The sequence below is a fragment of the Nonomuraea sp. NPDC049504 genome, assembly GCF_040676845.1.
Lineage (GTDB): Bacteria > Actinomycetota > Actinomycetes > Streptosporangiales > Streptosporangiaceae > Nonomuraea > Nonomuraea salmonea.
Genome location: NZ_JBFAPT010000013.1, coordinates 107,927 through 134,068 on the forward strand (window position 1 = coordinate 107,927; position 26,142 = coordinate 134,068).

General features: G+C 68.9%; 30 protein-coding genes. 1 reads left to right on the forward strand and 29 read right to left on the reverse strand.

Annotated features, from left to right (window positions below):
* The 4 genes from AB0K28_RS24775 to AB0K28_RS24790 are packed head-to-tail and all read right to left on the reverse strand — an operon-like array spanning position 1 to position 6,141.
* A complete protein-coding gene (locus AB0K28_RS24775) occupies positions 1-2,802 on the reverse strand; it encodes a hypothetical protein (protein ID WP_364374151.1) in 2,802 nt (933 codons plus the stop codon).
* A complete protein-coding gene (locus tag AB0K28_RS24780; protein WP_364374154.1) occupies positions 2,780-2,947 on the reverse strand; it encodes a hypothetical protein in 168 nt (55 codons plus the stop codon). Before AB0K28_RS24780 ends, AB0K28_RS24775 begins: the two co-directional genes overlap by 23 nt.
* The gene (locus tag AB0K28_RS24785) at positions 2,944-3,414 is read right to left on the reverse strand and encodes a hypothetical protein (RefSeq protein WP_364374157.1); all 471 of its coding nucleotides are present in this window, start codon (positions 3,412-3,414) and stop codon (positions 2,944-2,946) included. Before AB0K28_RS24785 ends, AB0K28_RS24780 begins: the two co-directional genes overlap by 4 nt.
* A 3-nt stretch (positions 3,415-3,417) precedes the next feature.
* A complete protein-coding gene (locus tag AB0K28_RS24790; RefSeq protein WP_364374160.1) occupies positions 3,418-6,141 on the reverse strand; it encodes a fibronectin type III domain-containing protein in 2,724 nt (907 codons plus the stop codon).
* 36 nt (positions 6,142-6,177) lie between these two features.
* On the opposite strand from AB0K28_RS24790, the gene AB0K28_RS24795 reads away from it, so the two are divergent.
* The gene (locus AB0K28_RS24795; protein ID WP_364374163.1) at positions 6,178-6,357 is read left to right on the forward strand and encodes a hypothetical protein; all 180 of its coding nucleotides are present in this window, start codon (positions 6,178-6,180) and stop codon (positions 6,355-6,357) included.
* Positions 6,358-7,216: 859 nt separating this feature from the next.
* Here AB0K28_RS24795 and AB0K28_RS24800 read toward each other — a convergent pair.
* The 25 genes from AB0K28_RS24800 to AB0K28_RS24920 form a co-directional block, all read right to left on the reverse strand.
* Positions 7,217-8,086, reverse strand: coding sequence for a hypothetical protein (locus AB0K28_RS24800; protein WP_364374165.1), 870 nt, complete (start codon positions 8,084-8,086; stop codon positions 7,217-7,219).
* 1 nt (position 8,087) lies between these two features.
* A complete protein-coding gene (locus AB0K28_RS24805; RefSeq protein WP_364374168.1) occupies positions 8,088-10,460 on the reverse strand; it encodes a hypothetical protein in 2,373 nt (790 codons plus the stop codon).
* On the reverse strand, positions 10,451-11,158 hold the full coding sequence (locus AB0K28_RS24810) for a DNA cytosine methyltransferase (protein ID WP_364374171.1): 708 nt from the start codon (positions 11,156-11,158) through the stop codon (positions 10,451-10,453). The genes AB0K28_RS24805 and AB0K28_RS24810 overlap by 10 nt, the downstream gene beginning before the upstream one ends.
* Entirely contained in the window at positions 11,155-11,292 is a 138-nt protein-coding gene (locus AB0K28_RS24815; RefSeq protein ID WP_364374174.1) for a hypothetical protein, read from the reverse strand. Before AB0K28_RS24815 ends, AB0K28_RS24810 begins: the two co-directional genes overlap by 4 nt.
* Positions 11,293-11,327: 35 nt before the next feature.
* On the reverse strand, positions 11,328-11,846 hold the full coding sequence (locus AB0K28_RS24820) for a hypothetical protein (protein WP_364374177.1): 519 nt from the start codon (positions 11,844-11,846) through the stop codon (positions 11,328-11,330).
* Positions 11,843-12,319 carry a hypothetical protein gene (locus tag AB0K28_RS24825; protein ID WP_364374180.1) on the reverse strand — a complete coding sequence of 159 codons (477 nt, stop codon included), beginning with the start codon at positions 12,317-12,319 and terminating at the stop codon, positions 11,843-11,845. Before AB0K28_RS24825 ends, AB0K28_RS24820 begins: the two co-directional genes overlap by 4 nt.
* Before the next feature lie 68 nt (positions 12,320-12,387).
* Complete coding sequence (locus AB0K28_RS24830) at positions 12,388-12,834, reverse strand: minor capsid protein (protein WP_364374183.1); 447 nt, start codon at positions 12,832-12,834, stop codon at positions 12,388-12,390.
* Positions 12,831-13,184, reverse strand: a complete 354-nt coding sequence (locus AB0K28_RS24835; protein ID WP_364374186.1) for a hypothetical protein — start codon at positions 13,182-13,184, stop codon at positions 12,831-12,833. Before AB0K28_RS24835 ends, AB0K28_RS24830 begins: the two co-directional genes overlap by 4 nt.
* Positions 13,184-13,495 carry a hypothetical protein gene (locus AB0K28_RS24840; protein ID WP_364374189.1) on the reverse strand — a complete coding sequence of 104 codons (312 nt, stop codon included), beginning with the start codon at positions 13,493-13,495 and terminating at the stop codon, positions 13,184-13,186. Before AB0K28_RS24840 ends, AB0K28_RS24835 begins: the two co-directional genes overlap by 1 nt.
* Positions 13,492-13,881: a hypothetical protein gene (locus tag AB0K28_RS24845; protein WP_364374192.1), complete on the reverse strand. Its 390-nt coding sequence runs from the start codon at positions 13,879-13,881 to the stop codon at positions 13,492-13,494. Before AB0K28_RS24845 ends, AB0K28_RS24840 begins: the two co-directional genes overlap by 4 nt.
* Positions 13,882-13,889: 8 nt before the next feature.
* Positions 13,890-14,231, reverse strand: coding sequence for a hypothetical protein (locus tag AB0K28_RS24850; RefSeq protein ID WP_364374194.1), 342 nt, complete (start codon positions 14,229-14,231; stop codon positions 13,890-13,892).
* Positions 14,218-14,502: a hypothetical protein gene (locus tag AB0K28_RS24855; RefSeq protein ID WP_364374197.1), complete on the reverse strand. Its 285-nt coding sequence runs from the start codon at positions 14,500-14,502 to the stop codon at positions 14,218-14,220. Before AB0K28_RS24855 ends, AB0K28_RS24850 begins: the two co-directional genes overlap by 14 nt.
* Positions 14,499-15,437 (reverse strand): P22 phage major capsid protein family protein, encoded by a 939-nt coding sequence (locus AB0K28_RS24860; protein WP_364374200.1) that lies wholly within the window; start codon positions 15,435-15,437, stop codon positions 14,499-14,501. Before AB0K28_RS24860 ends, AB0K28_RS24855 begins: the two co-directional genes overlap by 4 nt.
* Positions 15,438-15,488: 51 nt before the next feature.
* Positions 15,489-16,313, reverse strand: a complete 825-nt coding sequence (locus AB0K28_RS24865; protein WP_364374203.1) for a hypothetical protein — start codon at positions 16,311-16,313, stop codon at positions 15,489-15,491.
* A gap of 77 nt (positions 16,314-16,390) precedes the next feature.
* Complete coding sequence (locus AB0K28_RS24870) at positions 16,391-16,561, reverse strand: Rmf/CrpP fold protein (RefSeq protein ID WP_364374206.1); 171 nt, start codon at positions 16,559-16,561, stop codon at positions 16,391-16,393.
* A complete protein-coding gene (locus AB0K28_RS24875) occupies positions 16,558-18,528 on the reverse strand; it encodes a phage minor capsid protein (RefSeq protein WP_364374209.1) in 1,971 nt (656 codons plus the stop codon). The genes AB0K28_RS24870 and AB0K28_RS24875 overlap by 4 nt, the downstream gene beginning before the upstream one ends.
* Positions 18,528-20,099, reverse strand: coding sequence for a phage portal protein (locus tag AB0K28_RS24880; protein ID WP_364374212.1), 1,572 nt, complete (start codon positions 20,097-20,099; stop codon positions 18,528-18,530). The genes AB0K28_RS24875 and AB0K28_RS24880 overlap by 1 nt, the downstream gene beginning before the upstream one ends.
* A gap of 15 nt (positions 20,100-20,114) precedes the next feature.
* Positions 20,115-20,279 carry a hypothetical protein gene (locus AB0K28_RS24885; RefSeq protein ID WP_364374215.1) on the reverse strand — a complete coding sequence of 55 codons (165 nt, stop codon included), beginning with the start codon at positions 20,277-20,279 and terminating at the stop codon, positions 20,115-20,117.
* Positions 20,276-20,539, reverse strand: a complete 264-nt coding sequence (locus tag AB0K28_RS24890) for a hypothetical protein (RefSeq protein WP_364374218.1) — start codon at positions 20,537-20,539, stop codon at positions 20,276-20,278. Before AB0K28_RS24890 ends, AB0K28_RS24885 begins: the two co-directional genes overlap by 4 nt.
* 9 nt (positions 20,540-20,548) lie before the next feature.
* Positions 20,549-20,845: a hypothetical protein gene (locus AB0K28_RS24895; protein ID WP_364374221.1), complete on the reverse strand. Its 297-nt coding sequence runs from the start codon at positions 20,843-20,845 to the stop codon at positions 20,549-20,551.
* 13 nt (positions 20,846-20,858) lie between these two features.
* Positions 20,859-22,850 (reverse strand): hypothetical protein, encoded by a 1,992-nt coding sequence (locus AB0K28_RS24900; protein ID WP_364374223.1) that lies wholly within the window; start codon positions 22,848-22,850, stop codon positions 20,859-20,861.
* A 27-nt stretch (positions 22,851-22,877) separates the two neighbouring features.
* The gene (locus AB0K28_RS24905) at positions 22,878-23,393 is read right to left on the reverse strand and encodes a hypothetical protein (RefSeq protein WP_364374225.1); all 516 of its coding nucleotides are present in this window, start codon (positions 23,391-23,393) and stop codon (positions 22,878-22,880) included.
* Positions 23,394-23,645: 252 nt separating this feature from the next.
* Positions 23,646-24,932: a PBSX family phage terminase large subunit gene (locus AB0K28_RS24910; RefSeq protein WP_364374228.1), complete on the reverse strand. Its 1,287-nt coding sequence runs from the start codon at positions 24,930-24,932 to the stop codon at positions 23,646-23,648.
* A complete protein-coding gene (locus AB0K28_RS24915) occupies positions 24,929-25,414 on the reverse strand; it encodes a hypothetical protein (protein WP_364374230.1) in 486 nt (161 codons plus the stop codon). The genes AB0K28_RS24910 and AB0K28_RS24915 overlap by 4 nt, the downstream gene beginning before the upstream one ends.
* Before the next feature lie 18 nt (positions 25,415-25,432).
* On the reverse strand, positions 25,433-26,125 hold the full coding sequence (locus tag AB0K28_RS24920) for a ParB/RepB/Spo0J family partition protein (RefSeq protein ID WP_364374233.1): 693 nt from the start codon (positions 26,123-26,125) through the stop codon (positions 25,433-25,435).
* Between the last annotated feature and the right edge of the window lie 17 nt (positions 26,126-26,142).

Sequence of the window (26,142 nt, forward strand, 5' to 3'; positions counted from 1 at the left end):
TCAGGCCGCTCCGTTGTGTCGAAAAGCCCACCAGTAAGTTGCCTTGCCGGTTAGGGGGCCGCTGTCGCCGCCGGACCGGCTCCAGCCGACGTCGAAATAGGTGTTGTTCGACGCCGTGATGGCCCAGGTGAAATTTTCCTGGCCAGCGCCGTCTCGGATGGTGCAGACCGGGCCCATGTTGTCCCGCATCGTGGGCCCGTAGAAGATCCTCTCCCCGATCTGGTTCGCGGGCGAGACCAGCGAACCGGAGTGGATTCCCCACACGTTCGTCGCGTTGACGTTGTCCCACCACTTGCCGACATGCGTAGTCATGCCGGTGCCGTCGAACCACATGTACTGAGCGCCGGTGCCACCGTCGTCGTAGCCGATCCGGCTGTAGTCCTCGGCCGACTCCAGGAACCCGCCGTTCGGGTTGCCGTCGCTCGGACGCAACACTTCCAGCTTGGTCCAGCCGGCGGCGAGGGTGAAGAACGTCCGTGCGGTCTGGCCAGGATTCGTGCCGGACGTGATCCGGAACGTCGCCTCGCCAGCGAAGTCGTCGTCCGAGGTCCACAGGCGGCTGTAGTTGGAGTTGCCATCCGGGTAGAAGCGGATGTCCAGCGTCGTCGGGTCGATCACGATCCGCTGCCCGGACGTGCCAGTCCGGATCAGGCTGCCCGTGATCGTCTTGCCGTTGATCGCGTCAGCGGCGATCTTCGCGGCCGTGATCGCGTTGGCGGCGATCTTGTCGGCGGTGATCGCGTTCGAGCTGATGTGACTCGCCTCGATCGCGCCCGCGTTGATCTTGTCCGCCGTGATCGCGTTCGCGGCGATCTTGTCGGCCTCGATCGCCAGCGCCTGAATCAGGCGGCCCGTGATCGAGTCAGCGGTGATCTTCGCATCGCCCGGGATCGACCCGTCGATGATGTGCTCGGCCCCGTCGATGACCTCGCCGATCAGGTCTGCGTCCACCAGCGGCGTCACCGCCACGGTGACATGCCCAGACTGCGCCGACTCGTTGCCCGACCGGTCCACAGCGGTAAGCCAGATCTCCCGATCAGCGTTGTACGGCTGACCAGGAATCACCTCCGTCCCCGCCGCATCCAGATAACCGACGCGGGCGCCGGCGTCGTCCGCGTCGAGCGGGTCCTTCATCCAGACGTGCACCCGCTCCAGATCGATCGGCATCGCCTCGCCAGCGCTGCCCAGCCCATCCCACTCGACATGGATCACGCCCAGCCGAGCAGCCACCACAGGCGTTGACGGCACCGGCGGCGGCGTCGCATCATCCGGAACCAGCTCCACCACCTGGTCGGAGAACTCGCCCTTCACCCCGGCAGAGATGGCGCGAACCTTCCACGCGTACTCCCAGCGGACCACCAGCGGCGACACCGTCGCCGTGACATCGCCGCCGGCCGTCTGCGCCACCAGCAGCCACAGCTCCCCCGCGACATTGCGGCGGGCGTACACCTCGTAGCCGTCCACGTCGAGGGCGACGCCGTTGATATCCTGCGCGACCGGCGACCACGTGACGGTGGCCTGCCCGCGCGCGTAGCCGTGCTCATCCAGGGACGCCGCCGGCTCGACGATGACGCCCAGCGGCGCGGCCGGTACCCGGTCGTTGCTCTCCGGCGCGGGCTCGCCCCCGGATCCGCCCGACGACACACCGCCGTCGAGAATCCCCGCGGCCTGCCTGGCCAGCCTGATCTCCCTCTCCAGAAAACGATCGTTCAAGACGACGTTGCCGCCGACCTGTCCGTCCTGCCCCACCGACAAGGTGATCTGCCGCAGCCGAAGCGACTGCATCGCCCCGCCATCGCCCGGCGCGAGCAGATAGTCCCCCGGCTGGTAGTGCCGCAACGGCAGCCACCGCGCCGCATCGAACATCAGCCCGCGAGTCACCTGCACCCGCTCCCGGCCGACCCGCTCCAACGCGTTCTGCCCCAGCAACGTCGCCGTGCCCTGGTCCGTAACACCGCTCTGCGACTGGAACGTCTCCCACCGCCCCCACGGCGCGACCGCGCTGGCGTTGGTCACCTCCACCGACAGGCCGGCCTCGCCGCCGATCAGGATGGCCGACACGGCGTCCTCGAGCGTGCCCGTGTCCGGGGCTTCGGTGATGTCGCGGCCGAGCCGCAGATCCACCGGCGACGCACCGGAGGCCCGGTCAGCGCCGAGCACCGTGTCCGGGTTGAACACCTGCAAGGTCCGCCCCGACATGCGCCAGTCGATGACGCCCTGCTCCCCCAAATTGATCAGGACGGCGAGCAGGTCCTTGCCCGGCTCGATCGCCAGCGTCAGCGTCTTCGACCACGGGTCGCCCGCGCTGTCGTGGCTCGTCGAGAAGTCGAAGCCCAGGCCGGGCAGCGCGCCACGCGACTGCCCCTCCTGGATGAACGTCGCGAGGATCGCGCCCGCGCTCACCGCGCTGAACTGGCGCTTGCCGTCCACCATCGCGTCGTTGGGGTACAGCACGACCTTCCGCAGCATCCACGCCCAGCCAGGCAGGTCGTACGACCGGGACCCGGCCCGGTCCGTGCTGTCCCCGCCCCGCTTGATCCGCAGAAACCGGCCGTTCGCCGGCTCCACCCAGCCGCCGCCGGCGACCGCGTACTCCACGGCGACCTCGCAATACCCGGCCACGAGGTCAGCGTTCAGCCCGCCCGCCGGATAAGTCACCGAAAGACCCGGCACGTCGTTCAGCGGCAGGCCGACCTCGAAACCGAGGTGCTGCGGCAGCACACCCAGACGCGGTCCGTTCGGCGCGTACGCCACCAGCCGGAGCGCGAACGTGGCGGGCTTACCCGGGACGATCACCTGCACCGTTGGCCCCCTTGAGTTCGTTGATCTCGTCGTGCAGCTGGTCCACCGCCGCCGACAGCACAGCGTTGTCGTACGCCAGCTCCTCGACGCGGCGTCGCAGCGCGGCGATGATGCGGCCGGGCTCTACCACCAAGTCCTGCGTCACGTTGCCGCCCGCAGCGCCGACTGCTGGTACTGAAGCCGGGCGGCTGCAGCCTTCACCGGATCAATCCGCACCGCTCGCAGCGGCGCGAGCACATCAGCCGCCCGCCGCGCGGCCGCCGTCCGGGCCTTCGGCGCGGCCGTCGCGACCGTCGCATGGTCGCGTTTGCACCGCTCAATTCGCTCCAGCACGGCGGCGCGGGCCTCCTCGCCGGGCATCTGCCACGGACTGGTCTCCGGCAAGTTCGGCTCGTAGACCGGGTGAACGGCGCGGTGCATCAGCACATCGATCGCCTCGTCCGTCGAGGCCAGCCCGTACGCCACGGCGGTGGCCTCGATCGCCATCTTCGGCAGAAACATGGCCACCGACGCCCCATCGGACGCGCGTATCAGCGTGATCTCCCATGCCTCGATCCGCCCGGACTCGTCGGCTGTGTCGGTCACCTCCGTGACCTGCCAGTCGTCCGGCACCACTCACCTCCAGGCCCAGATATGGAACGTCCGGCTCGGCGGGCTCGACCCGCCAGCCGGGTCGAAGAAGAACAGATCGCCGTTAGTCCGCGAGAACAGCTGCATCGTGGTCACCTGCTCAGCCGAGAACACGACCTTCGGAGTCGTCGGAAAGGAGAACCCGAGCACCACCTGGTAGTAGGTAGCGCCCCGGGCCACCGACAGCGACAGCATGATCAAGCCGGAGTCGTTCGCGTACAGCCACGTGCCCCGATGCAACGTCCCCGACTGGTCGAACAGCATGAGCTGGTCCTGCTGCGTTGGGTGGGTCCACCCGATCGCCCCCTGGTTCTCCAGGGCCGACACCACGCCGCCGCGCTGCTCACCGTTCGCCGGGTTGAAGATCGCCGCCTGCCAGAAGCCGGCCGCGTGCGTCAGGCGGCACATCGCCGTGGCCGCCTGGTTGGTGCCAGACTCCATAACCAGCGTCGCCTCACCCGTGAAGCGGGAACCGTCGCTGTAGATGCGGCTCGCGTTCGTCCCCGAACCGGGGATGAACCGCACCTCCGGGTTGACCGCGCCCGCCGGGTTGACCACAACCCGTGCCCCGGTCACCCCGGACGCGAGCTGCCCCACGATGGACACCGCGCCGGTGGCCGCCGAAATGCTCGCCGTCTGCTGACCGGAACCGTTGTAAGCCGCCAGGCCCGAGCTGTTGAGCTCCACCCGCGCGCCAGACGCGCTCCCCGCGACCACCCGCGTGGACAGCGTCAGCACCGCAGCGAGCGAATCCGCCACCACCGCGCCGGCCTTGATGTGCTCGGCCTCGACCGACCCGGCGGCCAGCTTGTCGGCGGTGACTGCGTTCGCCGCCAGCGCGCCCGTCGTGATGGACTCGTTCGCGGCGTCGCCGGTGACGAGCTGCACCGCGGCGATCGTCTCGGCGTTGGACGGCGCGGATTCGTTGCCGGACCGGTCGATGGAGGTGAACCGGAACTCCCGGTCCGCGCCGTACGGGAGGTATGGGACGAGGACTGCCCCCGCCTCACCCAGGACGCCGATCTCCGACCAGCCGGGAGCGAGCGGGTCCTGCATCCACACGCGGACGTGCAAGAGGTCCGGCGGCATCGGCACCGCGCCGACGCCGAGCCCATCCCAGGCAACCCGGACCACGCCGAGACGCGTGGAGAGCTGCGGAGCAGTCGGCACCGGCGGCGCTTCGTCGTCGTCAGGGACCGTCACCGCCACCACCGACGAAAACGGGCCCGCCTTGCCGACGTTCACCGCCCGCACCTTGAACGCGTAGGACTCGCCGATGACGAGCGGCGAGAACGTCGCCGTGGTGTCGCCCGCCTCCGTCGAGGCGACCAGGAACCACGGCTGACCGGTGACGTTGATCCGCATGAACAGCTCGTAGCCGCCGATCGTGAGCGCGACCCCGCCCACGTCGGCCGCCACCGCGCCCCACGTCACGGTCACCTGACCATGCGGCAAGCCGTGCTCGTCGATGTACGCCTGCGGGTCCACGATCAGGCCCTGCGGCGCCGCCGGCGTGCGCGGCTCCGGAGCCTCCAACGCCGGGACCGGCCGAGCACCGGATCCTCCGTCCGCTGTCGAACCGCCGACGATGCCCGCCGTGCGGCGGGCCAGCCGGATGTCCCTCTCCAAGAAGCGGTCGTTGAGGACCAGCGACCCGCCGAGCACACCCGTCGAGGTGCGGGCCAACGTCACCTGCCGGACCCGCAGCGACTCCAACACGCCGCCGTCCCCCGGAGCGAACACCCGGTCACCAGGCCCGTAGTCCCGCAACGGCAGCCAACGCGCCCCGGACAAGACCACGCCCCGTGTCCGCTGCACCCGCTCCAACCCGGCGCGCTCGAGCGCGGACTGCGCGAGGATCGTCGCGGTCCCCTCATCGGAGACGCCGCCAGCGCCGACGTACTGCTCCCACGGCCCCCACGGCGCGACGGCCGCGGGGTTCGTGAGCGTCTTGACGAGCCCGTTGTCGCCGACGACCAGCACCGACGACGCGGTGTCTTCCAACGTGCCGTCGTCGGGCGCTTCGGCGATGTCGCGGCCATACCGCAGATCCACCGGCGCGGGTCCGGACGCCAGGTCGTCGTTCATCTCCGTGTCGGCGTTGAACACCTGCAGAGTGCGGCCGGACATGCGGAAGTCGCACACGCCCTGCTCGCTGAGGTTTTGCAGCGCCGTCAGCGCGTCCATGCCGGGCTGGTAGTAGATGGTGATGACTTTGTCCCACGACTGGCCGGCGCTGTCCTGCTCAGGGGTGAAGTCCCATTGCAGGCCCGGCACCGCGCCCCGGCCCTTGGCCTCGCCGATGAACGTCTGCAGGATCGACCCAGCGGTAGCCGAGAGGAACGCCCGCTTGCCGTCCACCAGCGGTGCCGTACCCGGATAGAGCACGATCTTGCGGAGCATCCACACGAAGCCCGGCAGCTCATACCGGGCCAGCCCGGTTGGGTTGGAGCCGTCGCCGCGGCGCTTGATCCGCAGGAACCGCGAATCCGGGGCCTCGGTCCACACGGTGCCGTCCACGCTCCACTGGACAGCGATCTCGCACGGCTGGTCGAGCAGGGCCGCGCCGATCGCCGTGGCGGTGTAGGCCAGTTTGAGCGACGGCACGTCGTTCAGCGGCCAGCCCGCCTCGACCGACAGCGGATGCGGGAGCACGCCGAGCCGGCCACCGAACGGCGCGTAGACCACGAGCCGAAGATCGAAGGTCACGGACAGACCTCCCCAACTGCGACAATGGGAGGCATCGTGATCGCTCCCACTTCACGGCCCCCGATCGACGTCCACGTGACTCCTCGCGGCCGCATCATCATGGTTCCGGCCGTGTGGCCGCCCGAGCTCGACGCCGACGACGCCGACCTCCTCGCAGAGCAGCTGACGGCGGCCGCCGCGACGAGCCGCGCCCGTACACATCGACACAGGGCGTGAGCCGGCTAAGCGGCGCGCGCTTGTTCGATGTTGAGCCCAGCGCTGACTGCATCGCCCCTTGGTACAAGCCCCCAAGCGAGGAGGCAGTTCGACCTGTTGCTTCCCCATTCATCGACTGACCTGGGAAAACAGTGGGCCGTTATGCTAACCAATTCAGTGCCTATTGAGGAACGCTTCGAGGCCCTCAAAGAATGGCAACGTGAGCTGCTCGCCACCGCTAGTATGTGGGGCACACGCATGCGCTTCGTGCGTCCCTCGGTAAAACTCGGACACCCCTCCGGAGGTGGCCGATAGGACCGCGGCTGCCTCCCCGTCAGGGGGTGACCGGTCCGCCGAGAGGGGGGATCCCTATGGGGAGCCCGGAGGTGCCGAACGAGGAGTGGCTTCTGCGACTGCAGATGATCCTCATAATCCTCGACTGGTACCTGAAGCACAGCGGGCTCAGCTGACACTGAGCCCGCCCGGCGGGGAGGCTTCGCTTCGTGGAATGACGGCCCGTTGCGAAGTCTCCTCGTTGTGCTCTCCCAGGTCCATCACCTGGCCGAGACGAACCTACGGCCGGTGGAACCCTTGACATACTAGCAAGTCCTCAGAAGTTTGTGACGGACTACGTGGACGTCCAGCGACAAAATAAGGTTGTGACGGACTACGAGAACTAGCCGCACAAATTGACATCGCGACGGACTACGAAAACTAGCAGCACAGATTAACATCGCGACGGACTACGAAAACTAGCAGCCGAAATTATTGTGCGGCGGACAAGCCGCAGCGAACAGTTGGCAGTACTCGCGATGAACTACGCCGCGAACCCGCGAACCCGCGACCCGCGAATCCGCGAACCGACAGGCTTCTACGCGGGTCAGAGGTACGCGCGCTTTGCCCGGATCTCCACCTTCGAGTTCACGTCCGTACTCGTAGCGGCCGTGGACACCAACACCGCGCGGGAGAACGGGTCACCTACCGCCACCGCGGGCGTCAAGTGCAGCCACCGGAACTGCGAGCCGGGGCCGATCGCGTCGATCTCCCCCGTCACGTCGTCCCCGGCGGCCAGATCCCACGTGTCCGAGGTCACGACAGCCGCCTGCATGCGGCCGCAGTCGATCAGCAGCCGCTCCCCCGCCAGCAGCCCGCCGGCGCGCAGCACCCATCCGCCCGTGGCCACGTCACCGATGGACGGCTGCACGGCCGGGCCAGTGAACCGCAGCAGCGCGTCCACGATGGGCCCGGTCGCGCCCGCGAGCGTGGTCACCGCCTGGGCGATCTGGTTGGGCTCGCCCGTCCAAGTGGATTCGGACTCGTCGCGCCACAGCGCGCCCGGAATCTCGACCACCGCTGTGAGGCGGGCAGTCGCGGCGCCGGTGTTGACCTCGGGTTCGCTGTTGGCGGTGATCGTCACGTCGGCGACGCGGACGAGGTTGCCCGCTTGGTAGCGCAGTTGCATCAGCCGATGGCGCGTGCCCAGAAGCGCCGACAGCGCCTCCAGGTTGCGTTCCATCTGCTCGTAGCCGCCGTCCGTCCCCGAAGGGGTGGCCGAGGTGACCTTGAACGTCAGGCCGAGCGTCGTGGCCTCCAGGTCGAGGCCGACAACCGGGATGTCGCCGTGCCGGCCCGGCACGCTGACCTTGACGGCCCGCGCGCCGGGCAACGGCCTGCGCTGTGTGCCCTTCTTCGTTCGCCAGCAGCCGGCCGGGTGGTCGAGCGGCACACCGTCGAGTGAGTAGCTCGGCACCTCAGATCACTCCCATCGCGCCGACGTACTGGAGTGACCGGTTCACCGTCACGGAGGTCGGCTCCGCCTGCGGATAGTGATTCGTCACGTTGACCACCGCCCTGGACGAGGCGCGGCCACCGCCGAGCCCTTCAGGGACGGTCACGCCCGGCACCGACAGGTCCGGCATCGCCGTCTTCGTCGCGAGCGTGGCCACCTTCTTCAGCGAGGTCGCGACGAGTCCGGCGCTCTTGTCGAGGCCGATCGACATGCCTTGCATCATGAAGTGGCCGATCTGGGCGAACACCTTGCTCGGCGACTTGATGCCGAGGGCGTCCTTGGCGCTCTTGACGATGTTGGCGAAGAAGCCCCGCACGTTGTTGTAAAGGGTGCCTGCCAGCGACTGGAGCTTGTTCCAGAAGCCGTTCACCACGTCCTGCGCGATGCCTGCCATGGTCGGACCTATGGATGACATCGCGTTTTTGATGTTGCCTGGCAGTTCGCGGAAGAAGCCGACCAGCGTGGTCCCGATCCACCGGCCGATCCCGTTGACCATGTCGGGGATGATCGAGTTGCCGACCAGCACGTTGTACATCCACCGGAAGATTTCGACGCCCTTTTCGATCAGGGGCCGGATCTTGGCGATGACCTCGGCGACCTTGACTCCGAAGGCGGCGAAACCGACTCCCAGTTCGGTCAGCATGGGGATCAGTGGAAGGACCGCAGGAAGCACCTGCTGGATCGCCATGACGGCCAGATCGGTCAAAATGGGCAAAACGGGAAGAACGGCCTGATCCAGGGACACGAAGGCAGGAATAAGGCCGTCGAGCAGGCTCGGGATCAGGTTGAGCAGCGGGGGCAGCAGCTGCGAAACGATCGTGGCCGCGATCTGGCCGAAGGCGGCGTAGATCGGCTGCATGACCGGCGCAAGCTGGGTCAAAGCGGATGAAATGGACGTCAGGGCGGGTTGCAGGGCGCTCGCCAAGGCACTGATCACTGGACCGAGCGCAGCCGAGAGATTACTAAGTGCGATGCCAAGGACTTGGCCGAGGATCCCGGCAAGCTGAGCCACTACAGGAAGTAGCGGGGCAATTGCCGTCAGTGCCGCCGAGAGCCCCTGACCGAGCATGAGAAGCCCAGCCTGCAGCTCCGGCGACGCGAACGCCTGTGCGAGCATCTGCGCGACCATCGTCAGGCCAGGTCCCAGCGCGGCCAAGGCCGGCCCGAGCGCGGACACCGCGGCGGCGATCCCTGGACCCAGCGCCGTCGCGATGTTGGCGATATGCGGCGCTACCTGCGCCAACGCGCCACCCAGCGCCTTGAAGATCGGCATCAGGTTGCTACCGACCTGCGAAAGACTCTGGAAGATCGTGACCAAGATCCGCTGGCCCTCGGCGCTCGCGAGGAACGCGTTGAGCTGATCAAGGAGCTGTCCGACCACGCCCAGCGCCCCCGACCCGCCCGTGGACATCGCGGAGAAGATCGACCGGATGATTCCGACCACGTCGCCGCCGATCTGCCCGAGCTGGCGGAACACCTCGACGGCGCCCTCCATCCAGCCGAGAGCGCGACCGCTATCAGCAGCGTTCGACAGGAACTCGCCGAAGCGCGCGGCCGCAGAGGCGATGCCCGGAGTGAGCCCGGCCGAGAACTGCGCGCCCACCGTGGTGATGTCGCGCAGACCGGCCAACAGCGGCTGGATCGCGGGCTGCAGCGACGCGAGCGCCGACCGCAGCGACGAGAAGATCGTGGACAGCGCGGACACCGACGCCGACGACGACGCGAACCGCGCCACCTCCACGCCGGCCAGACCGAACTCGCGGGCAACGCCCTGCATGCCGGACCGCAGCGGCCCCACCACGGCGTCCGCGACCGCACGGATCTGCCCTGCGAGCGGCTGGAAGAAGGCATCCTGAACAGCGCTCTTTAGCCCATCCACGGCCGGCTTGACCGAGCGGAGCTCCCGCGCGGCCGCCTGCGCCGCCGGGGACAGGCCCTCCAGGCTCTCCTCGAACTTCTTCGCATCATCGCCCAGGGCCGCCCCGAAGGCCTCGCCAACGCCGAGCAGCGCGATCTTCAGTGTGGCGAGCGCCGCCTTGCTCAGCGCGATAGCTCCTGGCAGAGCAGCGACGATGCCCGCCGCCGGAGCGAGAGCCGCGACCAGGCCGACCGCGCCCTGCGCGGCCGCCGCCATCGTAGCCGCCATCGACGACACCTGCAGCGCACTCGCGGTGAACTTGGCGCCCATCGAGCCGGCCGACTTGGCGACCTTGCCCACGTCGATGTCGAGGTTCTTGACGGCGTCCCGCACAAACGTCATGAACCGGCGGACCGTGCTCGTGCCCCGGTCCTTCACGTTGATCTCGGCGAACAGCTCGCCGACGTTCAGAGCCACTCGGGGTTCACCTCCTGGGGGTTCGTGGTAGGGGTGAAGCCAGCGGCCGAAAGCTGGGCGAGAACGGCACGCCCGATCAGCTCGGTGTAGGCCGGGGGAATCGCCTGCCGGATCTCACGGCGTGTGCTGGTCCAGTCGATGCCCATGGCCTTCTGCCACAGCGACACCGGGCCCTTACCGCCGCCCTTGCCGTACACCGCGACATACGGGCCCTCGTACCAGCAGCCATGCCGGTAGCCGGCGACACGACCGCGATGCTTCGGATGCTCAGGCTGATCGACACGAACCCCGCCGAACTCGAACCAGCGGTGCCGCAGCACCGCCAGCTCCGGGAACATCTCGCCGCACAACATCAGGTCCCGCCTGATCGGCGCGGTCGGCACGTTCTCGATGACCCGCGGCCGGCCGGTCCGCTGCAGCGCCCGCCGCGTCACCGCGACGAGATCCGGGTAGACACGACCCTGGTTCGTGCCGGTCGTCAACGTCGTGTACGCCTGGCACGGCGGCGAGGTGTGGATGAAGTCGAACTCGTGGCCATGCCGGGCGATGAACTCCACAGCGTCGCCCCGCACGAACTCGTCGCCGCAGTAACGACGCTGCGGCTTGATGTCCACGCCGACGACATGGAACCCCGCGAGCTGATAGCCGCGGGCAGCCCCGCCCACACCACAGAACCCGTCAAGGAGACGCGGCGTCACCGCTTGTCCTCGCCCGGGTCCAGCGCGCGGGCGATACGCGAGTCACACGTCAGCAGCCCGTGCAACCGCGTCCGCAGCCACCGCCACGACCGGCCGCGCAGCACGCCGGGCTCGCCGAGGTCGATGCCGAACACCTCATGCAGGTCGGCCTCGACGAGCGCCCAACGCGTCAGGATGTCTTGCCACGAGACGGTGCGGCCTTTCGAGACCGAGAGGCCGTCGTCCGGGTCGTAGTAGTCGCGGACCCCCGAGATCGGATCGACTTCGCCGCCGCTGCCGTCGCTCGACGAGTCGCCCGATTCGGGGCCGAGGCTTCCCCCGCGCCGCCCCGAGCCCAGATCTTGGCGGCGGCATCCTCACCGGCCGCGACCCACACCATGGCCGTCGCGCCGACGTGCTGGACCTTCGGCCACGACACGCCGTCACGGACCAGCTCGTCCCAGACCGGCCCGAGAACCCGCTGGTAGAGGTCACGCTCCTCGTCGTCGTTCAGCACGACCTCGGCCAGCTCGTTCAGCTTCGGGTCGTCCACCTGCTCACCCGACTGGGCGGCCAGGCTGGCGTGCATGAGCCGCTGGCACAGCAGACCCACCTCAGCGTCCGGGGCGGGAATGACGTACGTCTTCCCGCCCACAGGCAGCCTCAGCGAGTCGTCGAAAAAGTCGTCGAGGTCCTGGAACTGGGTCACGGGGCCGTCACCGGGTTCTCGATCTCGACGGGCGCGCCCTGGCCGAGCAGCGTGAACGAGAACGGCTCCAGGTCCGTCACGCTGCCGCCCTTGACGAACTCCGAGACGGTGCAGACGCCCTCGTACGCGTCGGGCGCGCCGTCGCGCCGGTACCAGCGGACCTTGATGTTCGCGCCGAAGCCGACCTTCCGGGCCGCCTGACGGATCGCCTCCTGGCCCGGGTCGGCGGTGAACACCGCGGCGTCGGTCCGCTTACGGCGACCCTCCGCCTCGATCTGCCAGGTACGGCCGGTGACGACGGAGGAGCCCCAGCCCTCTTCGTCGTCGAAGTCGCCGTCGTCCTCGGTGTTGTCGTCGGTCGTCTCCTGGAAGCTGGTCAGGCCCTTGACCGACGTCCAGGTAGGGGTCTCGAAGTCGGGCCCGGTGTTGACGTCGAGCTTCCAGTCCTTAGCGAGAAGAGAACGCAGCCCCATGATCACTCCTTTGGTGGGCATGCCAAGAAGCCGACAGCGGAACCGCTATCGGCGCGAAAAAGGTCAGGTCACGCGTCGCGGTGCGGCGACGGCCGGTGAGCCATCAGGTCGAACGAGTCGGCCCGCTCCCACCGGCCCGAACTGTCACGGCCGAGCGGAGCGACCAGCGTGCGCCGCGCGAGCAGCACGAGCACGCCCGTCGAGAGCGTCACATTCGCCAGGCCATGGACCGCGTCGAACACGCCGTCCGCCAGATCGTCCACGACCCGCGGGTCCGTCTTGGCTCGGAACCGGGCCTGCATCTGCACGCTGGAGTCCGGCTGCTCGACGTCGTCGCCGCCCTGGCCCACGCCGTACACCTGCAGCGCGATAGCCGTGTCGGGCGACGTCGGCAGACCACCGATCGTCAGCGCGATCTGGTTGTCGGCGTAGATGCCGTTCGGGTTCCACGTCGCCACGCCGGCCTCGCCGAGCAGGACCGCGAACCCAGTCAGCAGGTCACGAGTCCAGCTCACTTGAGCACCTGCCGCAGCTGCTTGGCGATCATCAGCTTGACCACCTCGGCCTCCTCCCGGACCGCGAGCTCCAAGAACTTCGCCGCCCGGCCCGGCTTGTGCTGGTAGTCGAGGTTTTCGTGCTGCACCACGGCGTATGGCGTGTCGTACGAGACGACGCCGCGCAAGTCGGTCTCGTCCACGACGGCCGCGCCCGATCGCTCCAGCACGCCCTCGTCGTGCGGCACCCGCTGGTTCGACACCGCCAGCACGTGCTCCGTCGCGAGGCGCAAGCCCCTCCCAGCAGCGCGCCTGTACTCGGCGGTGAACTCCTCAGCGTTGATCTTCGCGTTGAATCTGGCGTTGGCCATCAGCGGCACACCACCTCAACATGGTCCGGTGTCGGCAGCCCGCCAGCGTCGCGGGAGAAAGACGTGATGACAGTGGTCTGCCGCCCGTTGACGGTGACCCTGCTCCCCTCCGGGCAGATCGTCCCCGGGGGGAAGAACACGGTCGTGTCCGAGACGACTTCGGCGCCCTGCGCATCACGCACCAGGCGCCGCTCGTCGTCCACCAGGCACCGGGACTCGAACGCCGGCCCGAACACCGGGCCGTACGCGCCGTCCCCCTGAAACGGCTCAATGGTCGCCGTGTGACGCAGCAGCCATTCCGGCAGCATCACCACACGCTCCCGTCGAGGATGAAGCCGGGCAGCAGCCCGGCCCGTTGCAGGATCGACGACGCGTCGGGGGCGTACCGCGCGGGCGGCCCGTCCCCGGAGCCGCCACGGTCGAGGCGGACCGAACCGATCGACACCGACTTGAACGCCGCCGCGACCCCGAACTCGTCGCCCACGGCGATCGTCCACGCGGCCTGCGCGCAGGTCGCCCGCTTCATCGCCTCGGCGTCCTCTGGCCGGGTCGGCATGCCCGCATCGTCGGTCGGGTAGATCGAGGCGAACAGCAGCTCGTCTACCCGCTCCGACGCGCGCTCCAGCCGCTGCTCGATATCGTCTGGGCCGGCCTTGCCCGTATATGCCGTGTAGTCGTCAGCGGTCGCGTACCCCATAGCTCACCTCACGCGGGCAGTTCGAGCACGCCGACCATCAGCCCGGTCGGGTCCGCGTAGTCGATGTACACCTTGCCGTTGGCCTGCCGGTACACCGCCGAGAACGGCGGCAGCAGCACGCTGCCGTTGGCCGGGACGGTGACCGGCAGGTCCACCACGTCCTGGCCCTCGACCGTCGCGGGGATCTGCACCGTCGCCGTGGCCGGCGCGTCGCCGCTGTTCTTGAGCAGCAGCATCCGCCGCGCGGTGTGGTCGAAGGCGTCGCCGTCCACGCCGGCCGCGACCACCGCGGCGTCGAGCGCCGCACCAGTGCGCGGCATCGACTGGACGACCAGGTCAGTCCTCGCCATCTGCGGCCTCCCCGAACTCCTCGATCAGCGCGGCCTTCGACAGCGACTTGGCGTCGCCCTCGGCCATGCCGCGAGCGACCGCGTAGGCGATCCACGCGGCCTTGTTGTCGTGCTCGGACGGGCGGTCCGGCCCGGCCGAAGCCGGACCGGACTCCTCGGCGGGCTCGGGCCCGCTGATGATCTGCCAGTTGTCCAACACGTCCAGCCGGGGGTCCCGCTGTTCGAGCGGGACCACCTGGCCGGTGTTGGCGTTCTTGTAGATCCAGGTCACGCCGCGACCCCGTGGATGAGGACGGCGCGGTTGGGGTCGAGCGTCTTCACGCCGTAGAGGCAGTCCACGCTGACGATGTCCTGCTTCTTCGAGATGTCGTAGTCCATGACCACCCTGACGCCGAACCCGCGGTAGCTCTCGACGGCCGCGTTGGCCGCGCCCTGCGGCAGAACCAGAGGCCGGGTCACGAGAGCGAAGGCCGTGCGGTGGAACGCCACGCCGATCTCGGTGTTCGGCTGGCCGGTCGTCGGCGTGCCGGCCGGGGCCTCGATGTTCTGCGTCTGGTAGCCATCGAACCCGAAGATCCTTCTGCCGAGGTTCGCCTCACGCAGACCGTCCGTGTCGCCACGGGTGTCGGCCTGGTGGAACAGCGGGTCGCTGAGCCACAGCGCCTCGATCTCCGGCCCGACCACCAGGTGACGGTCAGCCGCGGGGACGTTGCGCTGGTTCAGCACACGCCTCGCGTCGATCGCGGTCTTCGGGTCGTCGTACGGGTGGATCGCGTTGCCGGTCACACCCGTGATCGGGGCGTCCGCCACACCGACACGCTGCACGATGTCGTTCCGCAGCAGCAGGATGTCCCGGTCGATTTTCTGGCTGATCGCTTCCATCGCCGGGTTGAGCAGCTGCGTCCCGAAGTCCTCGATCTCCAACGTCAGCTCTTCGGCAGTCACGGCGAAGGAGACGTCGGCGAAGTGGTTCAGCGTGATCGGCACGCTGCCCTCGGACGCGTTCTGGATCTGGATACCGTCCTCACGGTCGAACTCGTTCGCCGTGAACACCGCGGGCTTCCGCACGGAGATCGTGTCGCCGACGCGGCTCACGAACTCCTGCTCATAGTCGCGGTGGACGAGCTGCGCCATCACGCAGGTCTCGTACAGCGTCGCGAGCGCGGCCTTGGCGATGATCGACGGGGTGAGAAAAGTGTTAGCCATTCGGGCCTTTCAACTCCTTAGAGAGGCCAATAGCGGCTCCGCTATCGGCAGCTAGGACGAGGCGCGCTTCTTACGCTGGGCGCGGAACTCGTCGATGGAGGGCTCGGAATCCGCAGGACGTCCACCAGGCCCGCCGGTGAACTCACCTCCCGAGCGCGCGGGCGGCCCCGCCTGGGCGGCCGCCTTGAACTTCGGGTTGTTCTCCACGGACGTCTGGATCGTCTCCGTCAGCGTCGTGGAGAAGTCGTCGGCGTCCGGGTCCATGTCCCGGACGGTCTTCAGGAACGACCTGCTGTCGAGCAGGGCGTCCGGGTCCGCGCCGACCTTCTGGCTGGCGCGGTGGACCGCGAGCTCGATCAGGGCGCGGCGGTGCCGCTCCCGCTCCTGGTCGCGCTCCTTGGCCGTGCTGTCCCGCTCGGCCGTCAGCGTCTCGATCACCTGCTGCGGGTCGATCGGCTTCTCCTCCTCGCCCGCCAGGCCCAGGGCCTTGGCGATCTGCTGGGCGAAGTCCGTCTTGACCTGCTCGGTGATCTCCTCCGCAGACGGCCCCTGCCCGGTCGCCTCGTCGGCGGCCTTCTGCGCGTCCTTCAGCTTGGACCGCCAGTCGGCCGCCTCCGCGCGGGTCTCCTTGATGAGCTTCTGCGCCCACGAAGGAAGCTGGTCCACGCGCTTGGCGTCCGGGTTGACCGCCTCGTCGTCGGCCGCGGGCGGCTCGGGCGGCGTGACCTCGGCCTGGGCGGGAGGAGCCTGCTCCTCCTGCTGCGGCTGGCCTTCGCCGTCCTCGGGTGCGCCACCGGCGATCAGGTAGATCGGGGTTCCGTTCTTGCGGTAGCCGATCAGTGCGCCTGGCGTGGTCGGCAGGGTGTTTTCGAGCATGACGAGATCGCCCTCCTGGAGCGTGTCGTCGGGACAAGGGATAAGGCCCGCGCCCGGCGGGCCATGAAAACGGGCGACTATGCGCCCGAGCTGTGCCGCACGTACGCGCGCATCCACAGCAGCCGCAGCGCACGCGCCCGGTTATCGCCCCGCACCGGGTACGGGCACGCGGTGACCGGCATGCCGCGCTCGCCGGCCAGCCGGCCGAACGTCGCGGCCGCCCTGCGGTCGGTCTCGGTGATGGTCATACGCCGAACTCCCTACCGGCGCCGCCCGCGCGGATCTGCTCGGCCGCCTTGATGTCGGACGCCCGCCCGAGCATCTGCGCCCGGTACTCCGTGAGCGTGAGCCGCGGGGTGTCCGCCCACCAGCGCAGCAGCTCCTCGCTGGCGTACTTCCGCGCCCTCGAGGCCGGCCCGGAGAACAACGACCGCTCGTTGATCCCGGCCGCCCGCCCTTCGGCATTCAGCATGAAGCCGTTGGTCGCAGCCTCGGCCCGCTCGTACGTCTGGTCGAGCCATTCGGCGTACATGCGGCGCACCGTCTGATCGATGTCCTCGCCCGGACGGCGCTCCGACTCCAGCAGCGCCCGCCGCTCCTGACGGTCCAGCTCGGCCGGATCCAGCCCGTGAACCTCGGCGTACGCCTCCATGTAGGAGTAGCGGCCCGACGAGATCAGGTCCGAAATCTGCCGGTCGGCTTCGGTCTCCTCCTCGCGCCAGTTCCACGACCAGTTCTCACGCTGGCGGGTCTGCCGCTCGATGCGGTCCAGCTCGTCGAGCACCCGGGCCATGCCCTGCTCGTCGGCGCGGTACCGATCCATCAACGCCATCAGGTGGTCATCCGTCAGGTCGCCCATGTCGTTGTACTCCTGCAGGGCGGCGATCGGGTCGTCCTGCGCTACCGGACCGGCGGCCCTCTGCGCCGCCTCGGCCTCCGCGTCGCGGCGCTTAGTCTCCTGCTCAAGCCGCTTCATGGCCTGCTCGTCGTGGCCGAACTTCCTGGCCTGCTCGGCGAGCTCACGATCGGTCAGCGCCTCCAGGTCCGCCGGCGGGGCGTCGGCCTTTTCCTGGCCGGTCTTGCGCCGCAGCCCCGCTGCCTTCGTCAAGTCCTTGAGCTGCCGCTGGTAGTCGGCCATCTTGGCGTCGGCCTTCGCGCGTGCGTCGTCGTCGAGCGCGACCGCCGCGCGCCGCTTATTCTCTCGGACCTTCCGCTCCAAGTAGCGCTGCCGCTGCGAGTCCTTGTACGTCGCCTTCGACTCCACCACCGGCGCCGGCCTGGACACCCCCGGAAGGTAGGCGTTCAGGCTGTGCCCGCAGTTCGGGTGCAGCAGCCCCGCCAGGCGGGCCTCCGCGACTGTCCCCGCGACCTGGACGAACACCTGCACACCGGTCGCCGGATTCTCCTCGACACGCGTCCCGGCCGACCCTGACAGGCCCAACACCGTGCCTTCCCAGCGGGCGCACCGCTCGCACGTGTACGGCAGCCGCGACACCATGACCAGGTTGATCCCGGAGTCGCGCAGCGTGGACAGATGCCCGTCCACCGCCGCGCGCGCGGTCGCGGTCCGCATCGCCATCTCGACGTACCCGCGCATCCCCCACGTACGGCCCGCCGCATCGACGAACCCTGTGATGCCGTTCTGCGTGAACCGGTCGAGGGCCCGCTGCGCGGACTCCCGCCGAGTCTCCGCGCCGGCCAACGTCCGGCCGGCCGTCTCGGCGACGACGTTGCGGTAGATGCCGTCCACCGCGCGCAGCGCCCCCTCGTGCACCGCCGTGACCATGCTGACCGCCTGCGCGGCCAACTCAGCCACACCCTGACCCGGGTTGATCAGCCGATTGGACCCGAGGTTCTTCGCGTCCTGCAGCACCCGCTGCAGCCGCTTACGCAGCTTCGCATCGTGGACCTGCAGCACCGCGCCGCGCACCGCGGCGTCCATGCCTTCAGCCCACGTGTCCAGCACCGCACGCTCCGCTGCCTTCTTCGCCACCGACTCCAGGCGGCGAACGATCGACTCGGCTTCCTTGCGCAGCTGGGTCACCTCGGCGAGCCGCTTGCCCGCCCAGTCGTCGCCGTCGTCGTTGTCGAGGTCCTTGCCGACCCGCGCGGTCACCCGCTCCAGCAGCGCCGCCTCAGCGTCGGCGTACATGGCAGCGACCAGCCGCGCCTGCTCCAGACCGGCCTCGATCGCCCCGGCTGGAGTGATGGCCATCAGTCCTCGCCGAGGTCAGGGACGAACGTCTCATCCAAAGTGGCCGGGTCGGGCACGTTCAGTCCGAGCTCGTCACGCAGCCGCTTCTTCTCCGCCTCCACCTGCACGTCGTCCCAGTCGGGATGCACCCACCGAACCTTCGTGTCCAGAGACACCGCCTGCGCGCGGTTCAGCATGTCCAGAGTGCGGCCCGTCGATTCCGGGTCCGGCATGACGCCGTCCGGCCACTCGACCATCGCGCGTTCGGCCACGACCTTCGTGCCGAACACCGCGTGATCGACGGCCAGCATCGCCTCCGACAGCCACGCCAGACGCGGCGTCCAGTAGCCGACCTTCCGGCCCCGCGTCGAGTACGACCGGTGCTTCTGCATGTGGATCTCGGTCGCTGTCCGGGCCTGCCCGTCACCGCCCTCACCGAAGCTCTGCACCGAGTACCCGGCGCCGCGAACGATCTGCTCCACCAGATGCTTCGACGTCTCCGCGTGCTCCTGCACCCTGATGCTGAACTGCGACAGAGTGATCATGCTGTTGGGGTTGTTCGGCGACGGCAGCATGCCGCCCAGCGGACTGTAGATCTCCCGGTCGGGATCCCACGACGCAGCCTGACCGCGGCCGGCCGTCGTCAGGTACACCTCCGGCACGATGATCCTGGCTTTGGCGAGCCGCAGATCCCGCATCCACGACGTCCACGTCTCGTCCAAGGCGTCCATCAGCGGCTCGACACCCTGATAGTCGGACCGGCCGATCGCCGTGCCCCTGAGCAGCCGGTGCGGCCGCATGTTCGGGACGTAATCGACGAGCAGGCCCCGCTCAAACCCGCTGTCGAACCCGCCGTCCTCGTCCACCAGCGCAGCGAACTCGGCCGTGGCCGGGTGCTCCTCCAGCGGCATTTGGCGGCCCAGGCGATCCTTATCGCCGAGGTACAGCCCGTGAAAGACGCGGCCCGCCTCATGCCGCTCCAGGTGCCGCCACACCTCGCCCGCCCGGTCGTCCTCATGCACGACCTTCCAAAACGTGACCGCCTTCAACCGGCCGTTGTGGAACTCCGGCACCGCGGCATCCGGCGGCAGCGCATCCACCACCGGATGGTCAGCCATCGTCGTGTCCCAGCCGACCCGCAGATACACCCCGCCGTACGCGGCGGCCAGCTCGGCCGCCTCCAGCAGCGAGCCGTACACCCCAGCCTCGTGCATCACCGCGTCAAGCCGCTGCTGACCCTTCTTGCCCTTGACCTTCAGCGTCGGCGGCTCCGAGAACAGCAAGTCCGCGCTGGTCGCCGCGATGTCGGCAGCCATCGGGACATGAAGCTTCGTCGCCCGCGACTGCGCGGCCGGCGTCGGCGTTCCCCAGAAGTAGCGGACCAACCGGCCGAAGTAGCCGCCCGCGCGGGTGATCGGCCGGTCCCAGCCCTTCGGATCCATGCCCACACGGGGCGTCGCCTGGTTACCGCCGTACACCTGCGACAGCCGGTCCGGGTCGCCGGCGTACCAGGCGCCGTGCGTGTCGTAGAGCCGCATCTCCTGTCGGATCGCCGGCGGCGGCCACTCCTGATTACGCTCGGGAAGCGGCATCGGCCACCCTCCTGTTCACGTTTGCTCGATCTCCGACAAGGCGGCGGCCAGCTGGGTCCAGCCCGCGGCGATGGACACCTTGGCCTCGACCATTGCCGGGTTCGGTTCGCAGTCGGCGCGCTCCAGCACCTCAGCGGCCCGCTGCGCGGCCTGCCGCCAGGTGATCGTTCGGTCACTCATCCGGCGGCCACCGGCCAGTGCCACGTACCGGGATCGGCCCCGTACGGCACGTTGAACTCGTGGAACCCGCCGAGCTGGCCAGGCGTGAACACCCACAGGTGCACGTGGAGCGAGTCGTCCAGCGCGGGCACCGCGCCGACCCTCACGCCTTCCGGGTCTAGCGTCGCCACGTCGGCCGTCACGATCGCCGCCCGCACGGCGTGAAGGCCCTGCTTGCCTCGGTAGCGAACGATGTCGCCGGTGGCAGGGATGCGAAGCATCGGCTCTCCTCAGATGACAGGGACAAGCCCGCCCGGAAGGACTGGCTGCTCAACGGCGGACGTGACGCGGACCCACGCCCGGTAGGTGCCTTCGGGCAGCTCCACCGCGCCGTCACCACCCGGGCCGACGAGAATCTTCGCGTCGGCCCCGACAGCGCTGTGGTTGTCCCAAGTCGCGGCGTGCCAGTCCGTCTCGGCCGGCTCGCCGTCCTCGTTCGTGAAGGCGACTTCGACGCCTTCACCGCCGGACGGACCCTCAACGGGGATGTACAGAAACTCCCTCGAAAGGGAAGACATCGGTTCCATGGGACGGTGCTCCCTACGTTCGCGGCGACCCAGCGCCCCAAGCGCGGCGCGGCTCACCAGCGGAGTGTCTGCGGTACGGCGAACCAGCCGACCAGCGGCGATACATCGGGCCCAGCCCACCGACCTCCCGGCCGAGGTTCACCACCGTGGCCGTCTCGACCAGCGCGCCGCTGTCGGCCGCGACCCGTGGCGCTTCCACCACGGCGAGGTCGGTGATAACCGCGCCGTCGTCGGCCGCGACGGACACCTCGACCTGAACGGCCTCTGCGAGTGCCGCGCTGTCGGACGACGCCAGATCAAGCAGCACCGACTCGACGAGCTGCCCGGAGTCGCTGCCGTCCTTGAGGACCGCCACCTCGACCAGCTCGCCCAGCGCGCCGCTGTCCGCAGCCGCCGCCTGAGCGTCCACCGCGGCAGCTTCAGCCAGCCCTGCGGCGTCGCTGGACACGGGACCGACCGTCTCATCGATGGCCGACGATTCGGTCAACGCGCCAGTGTCGGCGGCCGCCGCCCGCGCGTCCACCTGAGCAGTGTCAGCAATGACGGCCTGGTCGGACCTGAGCCAACCGACCTCCAGCGTGGCCGCTTCGGCCAGCGCCGCCTGGTCGTCGGCGGTCGTGCCGGCCTCCACCGTCAGGGCTTCGACCAGAGCGGCCAGGTCCGACGTCACGACGTCGGCCGTGGCCGCTGCCGTCTCGGTCAGGGTCGCGGAGTCGTCGGCCGCGACGGGCTCACCCGCCGGAACCTCGATGACCTGCGCGGCCTCGATCAGCGTGGCTGCGTCGGAGCTGGCATGAGGTTCCTGCGGGGGGCCGGTGACGGCCGGGGCGATGGCCAGCGTGTACCCGACACGCCAATCCACCGCGTTCGCCGACGCGACGAAGTTGGCCGGCTCGGTCGGCGCGTTGGACAGCAGCGCGCGCGCTGCTGCTGCCGCCGCCGTGTAGGTCCGCGACTGGACGTTGGCCACGGGGTCGAGCCCGTCCGGCGGCGTGAAGCCCAGGCTGGTGCCCAGCGCGCTCACCGCGATTATCCGGAGTTCTAGGTCGGTGGCCGACGTGGGGGCGATACCCGGTGTCGTCACGGCCTGGCCGGTTCCGTCCGTGGACCGCTCGAACAGAGGAGACACGTTCAGCGACGCGTCCTTGACCGCGACGATCACGCACACACCGTCCGAGCCGTTCATCTGCTTGAAGGTGTATTGACTCGGCTCGTTGCTGCCAGCGCGCTTCCACCAGAGCCTGATCACCTGGAGGACGCCGAACTCGCCTTCCCCGTCCAGGGCGTCCAGCGGCTGCCACTCGGTGCCGCCGGTCGGCGTCGTCATGACGGATGTGCTGCCTCGGTCCGCCGCCTGCAGCGCGAACATCATGTCGTTCAGCGCGACCGCGGCTGGTGCCGCGATCGTGTACGTGGCGGTGCCGGCGGCGACGACGGATGATGACCGGACCGATGGCGGCTCGGACCCGCCTTCCGGTTCGCTCGCCCAGCGCGCTTCGACCAGGGTTGCGCTGTCGCTGCTGGCTTTCGCGACCTCGGGCGCCGGGACAACGCTGACGACGGTTTCGGTCAGCGCGCCGACGTCGGCGCCCGCCACCTCCGTGCCGGGGACGGTGAACTCGATCTGATCCACCCACGCGGCGTCCCGCCCGGAGAAGACCGACGAGTCCTTCGTGTACCGGAACGTGAGTTCCGAAGCGCCAGTGACGTTGAACGTCACCGGCGCTGTCCAGTCGATGTTGCCCGACGCTTGAAGGACGGCCGCGCCGTCGATCAGGACGAAGAACTCGTCGTAGTCCTCTTCCGACCACACCTTGTAGCGGAACGAAACGGATGTCGCGCCCGCCGGGATGGCAATCTTGGCGTCCGTCGTCTCGTCGTCGGTGATGACAGCGCTTCGCAGCGAGTAGGACCCGGCGGCGGCGAACTCCGAGTCGCGCGTCCACGTCCCTGTGATGGTGATGACGAAGGTGTCGTCCTCGAAGTCCTCCAGGATGATCGCCACGTTCCCCCCTCAGGCGGTCGCGTGGGATCAGGCCAGGGACAGCTGCACCGTGAACACCCAGCTCGCGGCGGAAGTCTTCTCGCCCAGGGACTCCACCTTGCGGTTCAGCATCCGGCCGCCGCTGCCGGCGTTGAAGATGGCCCACTCCTGCCAGGTGAAGTTGGCCTCGGAGGTGGAGAACGTGGACCGGAACGTCACCGTGGCAGCGGTAGCGTCGGTGCCGTCCGTGTGCTGCGGGTACGTGGCGTCCATGCCCTTGCGGACGGTGTTGGTGCCCTGCAGGTCGGTCTGCACGGCATCCTCGGCGGCAGTTCCGTCGCCGACACCGATCCGCGCGTTGCTCGCGTCGAACGCGGCGACGCTGCTGCCGCCGGTGAGGCGGTGCCACAGCGCGGCCACCCCGCCGTACATGAGCAAATTGCCCTCACGCTCGATCGTCTCGAACGGTGTGGCGGCCGGGCCGGTGTCGTCGCCCTGGTACTTCTCCAGCTTCCAGTGGCAACGCCACCGCGCAGCGTCGTGGCCGCCCACGCCGGCGCCCAAGTGGCTTCCCTCGGTCAGTCGCGCGTTGTCCCGCATCGTGTGCCCTCCCGGACATGCAGAAGGGCCACCCGCTGCGGATGGCCCTGACGTTCGCTTGTGTCGCAAGATGTGGCGTAGGCGACGGTCCCGGCCGCCGCCGCCCCTCAACGGCAGCGGCCGGGAACCGCATCTGCTCGACGCACGTGGGTGGGACGTGCGGAGCGGGCGCACCTCCTCAGCCCGCCACAGAACGGGGGGTGCGCGTTCATGGGGTCAGAAGGCCGGCTGCAGCATGGGCAGCCAAGCCGCCTGAGTGGTGTGCAGGGCGTACCGGACGGCGTCCAATGCGTGGTCATCGACCTTCACGGGCGCGTCCTCGCCTCGCTCGGCCCGCTTGTCGTCCCACGCGTACGATCCGACCTCGTCTAGGAACCCCGACACCGACCGGTGCACCCGCAGGTGGTCAGCCCCCAGCAGGTTCGACACGGTGCGGATGCCGTCGTTGACGGAGTTGTCGCCCATCGTCGGCGTGAACCCATCGCGAAGAAGCTGAGTGATGAACGACGCGGCGGACGGGTCCACCACCACCCACTGCGGCCGCACCCCCCGCGTGCCGGGACCGTAGGTGCCGGGCACGTTGTCCAGCCAGTCGGTCAGCTTCTGCGAGTACTCGGCGTCGGTGAGTTGCCGCCGCTCCTTGCGGGAGTCCCACCGGAACTCCGACGCGAGGTAGATGCGGCGCTGCCCCTTGTCGTCCGGGGTGGACACCCCGACAAGGATCGCGTCGAACGGGTTGACCGTGCCGTAGTCCACGCCCACCGACAGCCACCGCTCCATGGGCGGCAACTCGTCCACGACGTGCCGATCCGGGTCGTACATGTCGTAGATCGCGCCCTCGGCCATCACCCACAGGCCCTGGATGAAGCGCTTGTACCAGAGCCCGGTGTACTCGGCCTTGAGCGCCTTGACGTACGCCGGGTCCAACGCCGTGTTGTCGTCCAACGTAAAGTGCCAGTGCCGCAGGTCGAGCGCATGCTTGCGGTCGAGGAACTGCCGCTTCAGCCAGTGGTTCGGCGCGTCGGGGTTGGTGGTCGCGAACAACTTGGCGTCCTTGACGCTGAGCCGGGCGAGGAGCTGGTCCCAGAACTCCCGCTCGATCAGCGTGGCCTCGTCCACGTACGCCCCGGCACAGGTCATACCTCGCAGCCGGTTCTCCGACCGAGCGTCGTTCGACGAGATGATCTCGACACGGCGGCCCAAAATGTTCGCGGTCGGGGCGCCACGGGTGTAGATGATCCGCCGCGCGACCGGCCCCGTGATGGCAGGGTCCGTAAGCGGATCGAAGACGTTTCTGGCGATCGTGTCGCTGGTCTTGCCGACGATCACCAGCGACCCGCCGCGGGGCGCCTGCGCGATGTAGATCAGCCACCGCAGCAGCGAAGCGATCGTCTTGCCCGACCGGATCGCCCCGCTCCAGATGTTCAGGCGCGCTGTGCTTTCCGCGATGCTGCGCTCCTGCTTGGGCGACAGCGTCAGCGGGCTCGCCGCCGGCGTGGTCACAGGTCATCACCCGACTCGATCTCGGCGAGCACTTCGCCTTCGAGGATCGTGTCGGTGTCGGGGTCCGGCACGGCGTGCCGCTGCTGCAGCTGGATCAGCATGTTGCCCAGCAGCGACGCCATGTCGCCGTCCGCGACACCGTTGCGGTTGATCAAGTCGAGGCCCAGTAGACTCGCCCGCCGGTTGATGCACTTCAGCGCGGTCTCGCAGGCTTGTACCTCGCCCTTGATGACCTTCGGCCACAGGCTCGCCATGATGCGGTCGAGCCGGTCGATCTCCAGCTTCAGCAGCTGCTCGCTGGCCATCTGCTCCTGCTTGGCGGCCTTCTGCAGCGCCCGGTCGATGTCCTTCGACACCGACGCCGCGCCCGAGTAGCCCAACCGATCAGCGATGACCGTGGGCGACACCCCGGCGATCCGCATCTGCACCGCCTGGTAGCGGCGCTGGGAGATCTCGACCTGGCGGGCCTTGCTGACAACCATGAGGGGACTCCCGGTCTGCTAGTCGGCGTAGGCGCGCAGCGCGGCCAACACGATCTGCGCGGTACTGGCGTTGCCGTCGCGGGCTCGGATACCGCCGAGCAGCGCGTTCACCTCGTCGTGCTCGGCAGCGGTCAACGTGATGAGCAGGTCAGCCGTCAGGCCGGCCTTAGGGCGGGGCGGCGGCGCTTCGTCTGCGCCGTGATCGTCCAGGTCGTCCTCGTCGTCCTCGTCGTCGTCGAGGTCGATACGCGGCCGCGGCCGCTCCTGGCCGTCTTCCTCGTCGTCGTCCGCCGCGGCGGGCCGGCGACCGGCCGGGCTGTCCTCGACGATTGCGAGGCCGCTATCAATGTCGGCGAGCAGGTCGTTCAGGTCGTCGTCGGACCAGCCGGTGCCGTCGAAGTCGTCGAGGCCGCGCAGCAGCTCGGCAAGGACCTGCTCGTCGTACACGCCGAACTCGGCGGTCCGGTTGTCCGCCAGCATGATCCTCGTGGCGGTGTCGTCGTCCACGTCGATCACCAGGGCGGGCACCTCGGCCAAGCCACGCTTCTTCGCACCGCGCCAGCGGTGCTCACCTGCAATGATCCGCATCCGCGACTTTTGAACCATGACGGTGCCGTAGAAGCCGTTCTTCGCGATCGACTCGGCGATCACGTCCACGTCGCCGCGGTGCGGGTTGTCGGGGTGCGGCTCGAGGTCGCCGACCGCGACCATGCGGTAGGTCTGGGACA

Bases quoted from the DNA above. Each gene is read 5' to 3' on its own strand.
- AB0K28_RS24825 (WP_364374180.1), bottom strand. From the start codon at position 12,319: ATGGGGCTGCGTTCTCTTCTCGCTAAGGACTGGAAGCTCGACGTCAAC.
- AB0K28_RS24835 (WP_364374186.1), bottom strand. From the start codon at position 13,184: ATGGCCAACGCCAGATTCAACGCGAAGATCAACGCTGAGGAGTTCACC.
- AB0K28_RS24845 (WP_364374192.1), bottom strand. From the start codon at position 13,881: ATGGGGTACGCGACCGCTGACGACTACACGGCATATACGGGCAAGGCC.
- AB0K28_RS24850 (WP_364374194.1), bottom strand. From the start codon at position 14,231: ATGGCGAGGACTGACCTGGTCGTCCAGTCGATGCCGCGCACTGGTGCG.
- AB0K28_RS24860 (WP_364374200.1), bottom strand. From the start codon at position 15,437: ATGGCTAACACTTTTCTCACCCCGTCGATCATCGCCAAGGCCGCGCTC.
- AB0K28_RS24865 (WP_364374203.1), bottom strand. From the start codon at position 16,313: ATGCTCGAAAACACCCTGCCGACCACGCCAGGCGCACTGATCGGCTAC.
- AB0K28_RS24870 (WP_364374206.1), bottom strand. From the start codon at position 16,561: ATGACCATCACCGAGACCGACCGCAGGGCGGCCGCGACGTTCGGCCGG.
- AB0K28_RS24875 (WP_364374209.1), bottom strand. From the start codon at position 18,528: ATGGCCATCACTCCAGCCGGGGCGATCGAGGCCGGTCTGGAGCAGGCG.
- AB0K28_RS24880 (WP_364374212.1), bottom strand. From the start codon at position 20,099: ATGCCGCTTCCCGAGCGTAATCAGGAGTGGCCGCCGCCGGCGATCCGA.
- AB0K28_RS24885 (WP_364374215.1), bottom strand. From the start codon at position 20,279: ATGAGTGACCGAACGATCACCTGGCGGCAGGCCGCGCAGCGGGCCGCT.
- AB0K28_RS24890 (WP_364374218.1), bottom strand. From the start codon at position 20,539: ATGCTTCGCATCCCTGCCACCGGCGACATCGTTCGCTACCGAGGCAAG.
- AB0K28_RS24895 (WP_364374221.1), bottom strand. From the start codon at position 20,845: ATGGAACCGATGTCTTCCCTTTCGAGGGAGTTTCTGTACATCCCCGTT.
- AB0K28_RS24915 (WP_364374230.1), bottom strand. From the start codon at position 25,414: ATGGTTGTCAGCAAGGCCCGCCAGGTCGAGATCTCCCAGCGCCGCTAC.
- AB0K28_RS24920 (WP_364374233.1), bottom strand. From the start codon at position 26,125: ATGGTCGCGGTCGGCGACCTCGAGCCGCACCCCGACAACCCGCACCGC.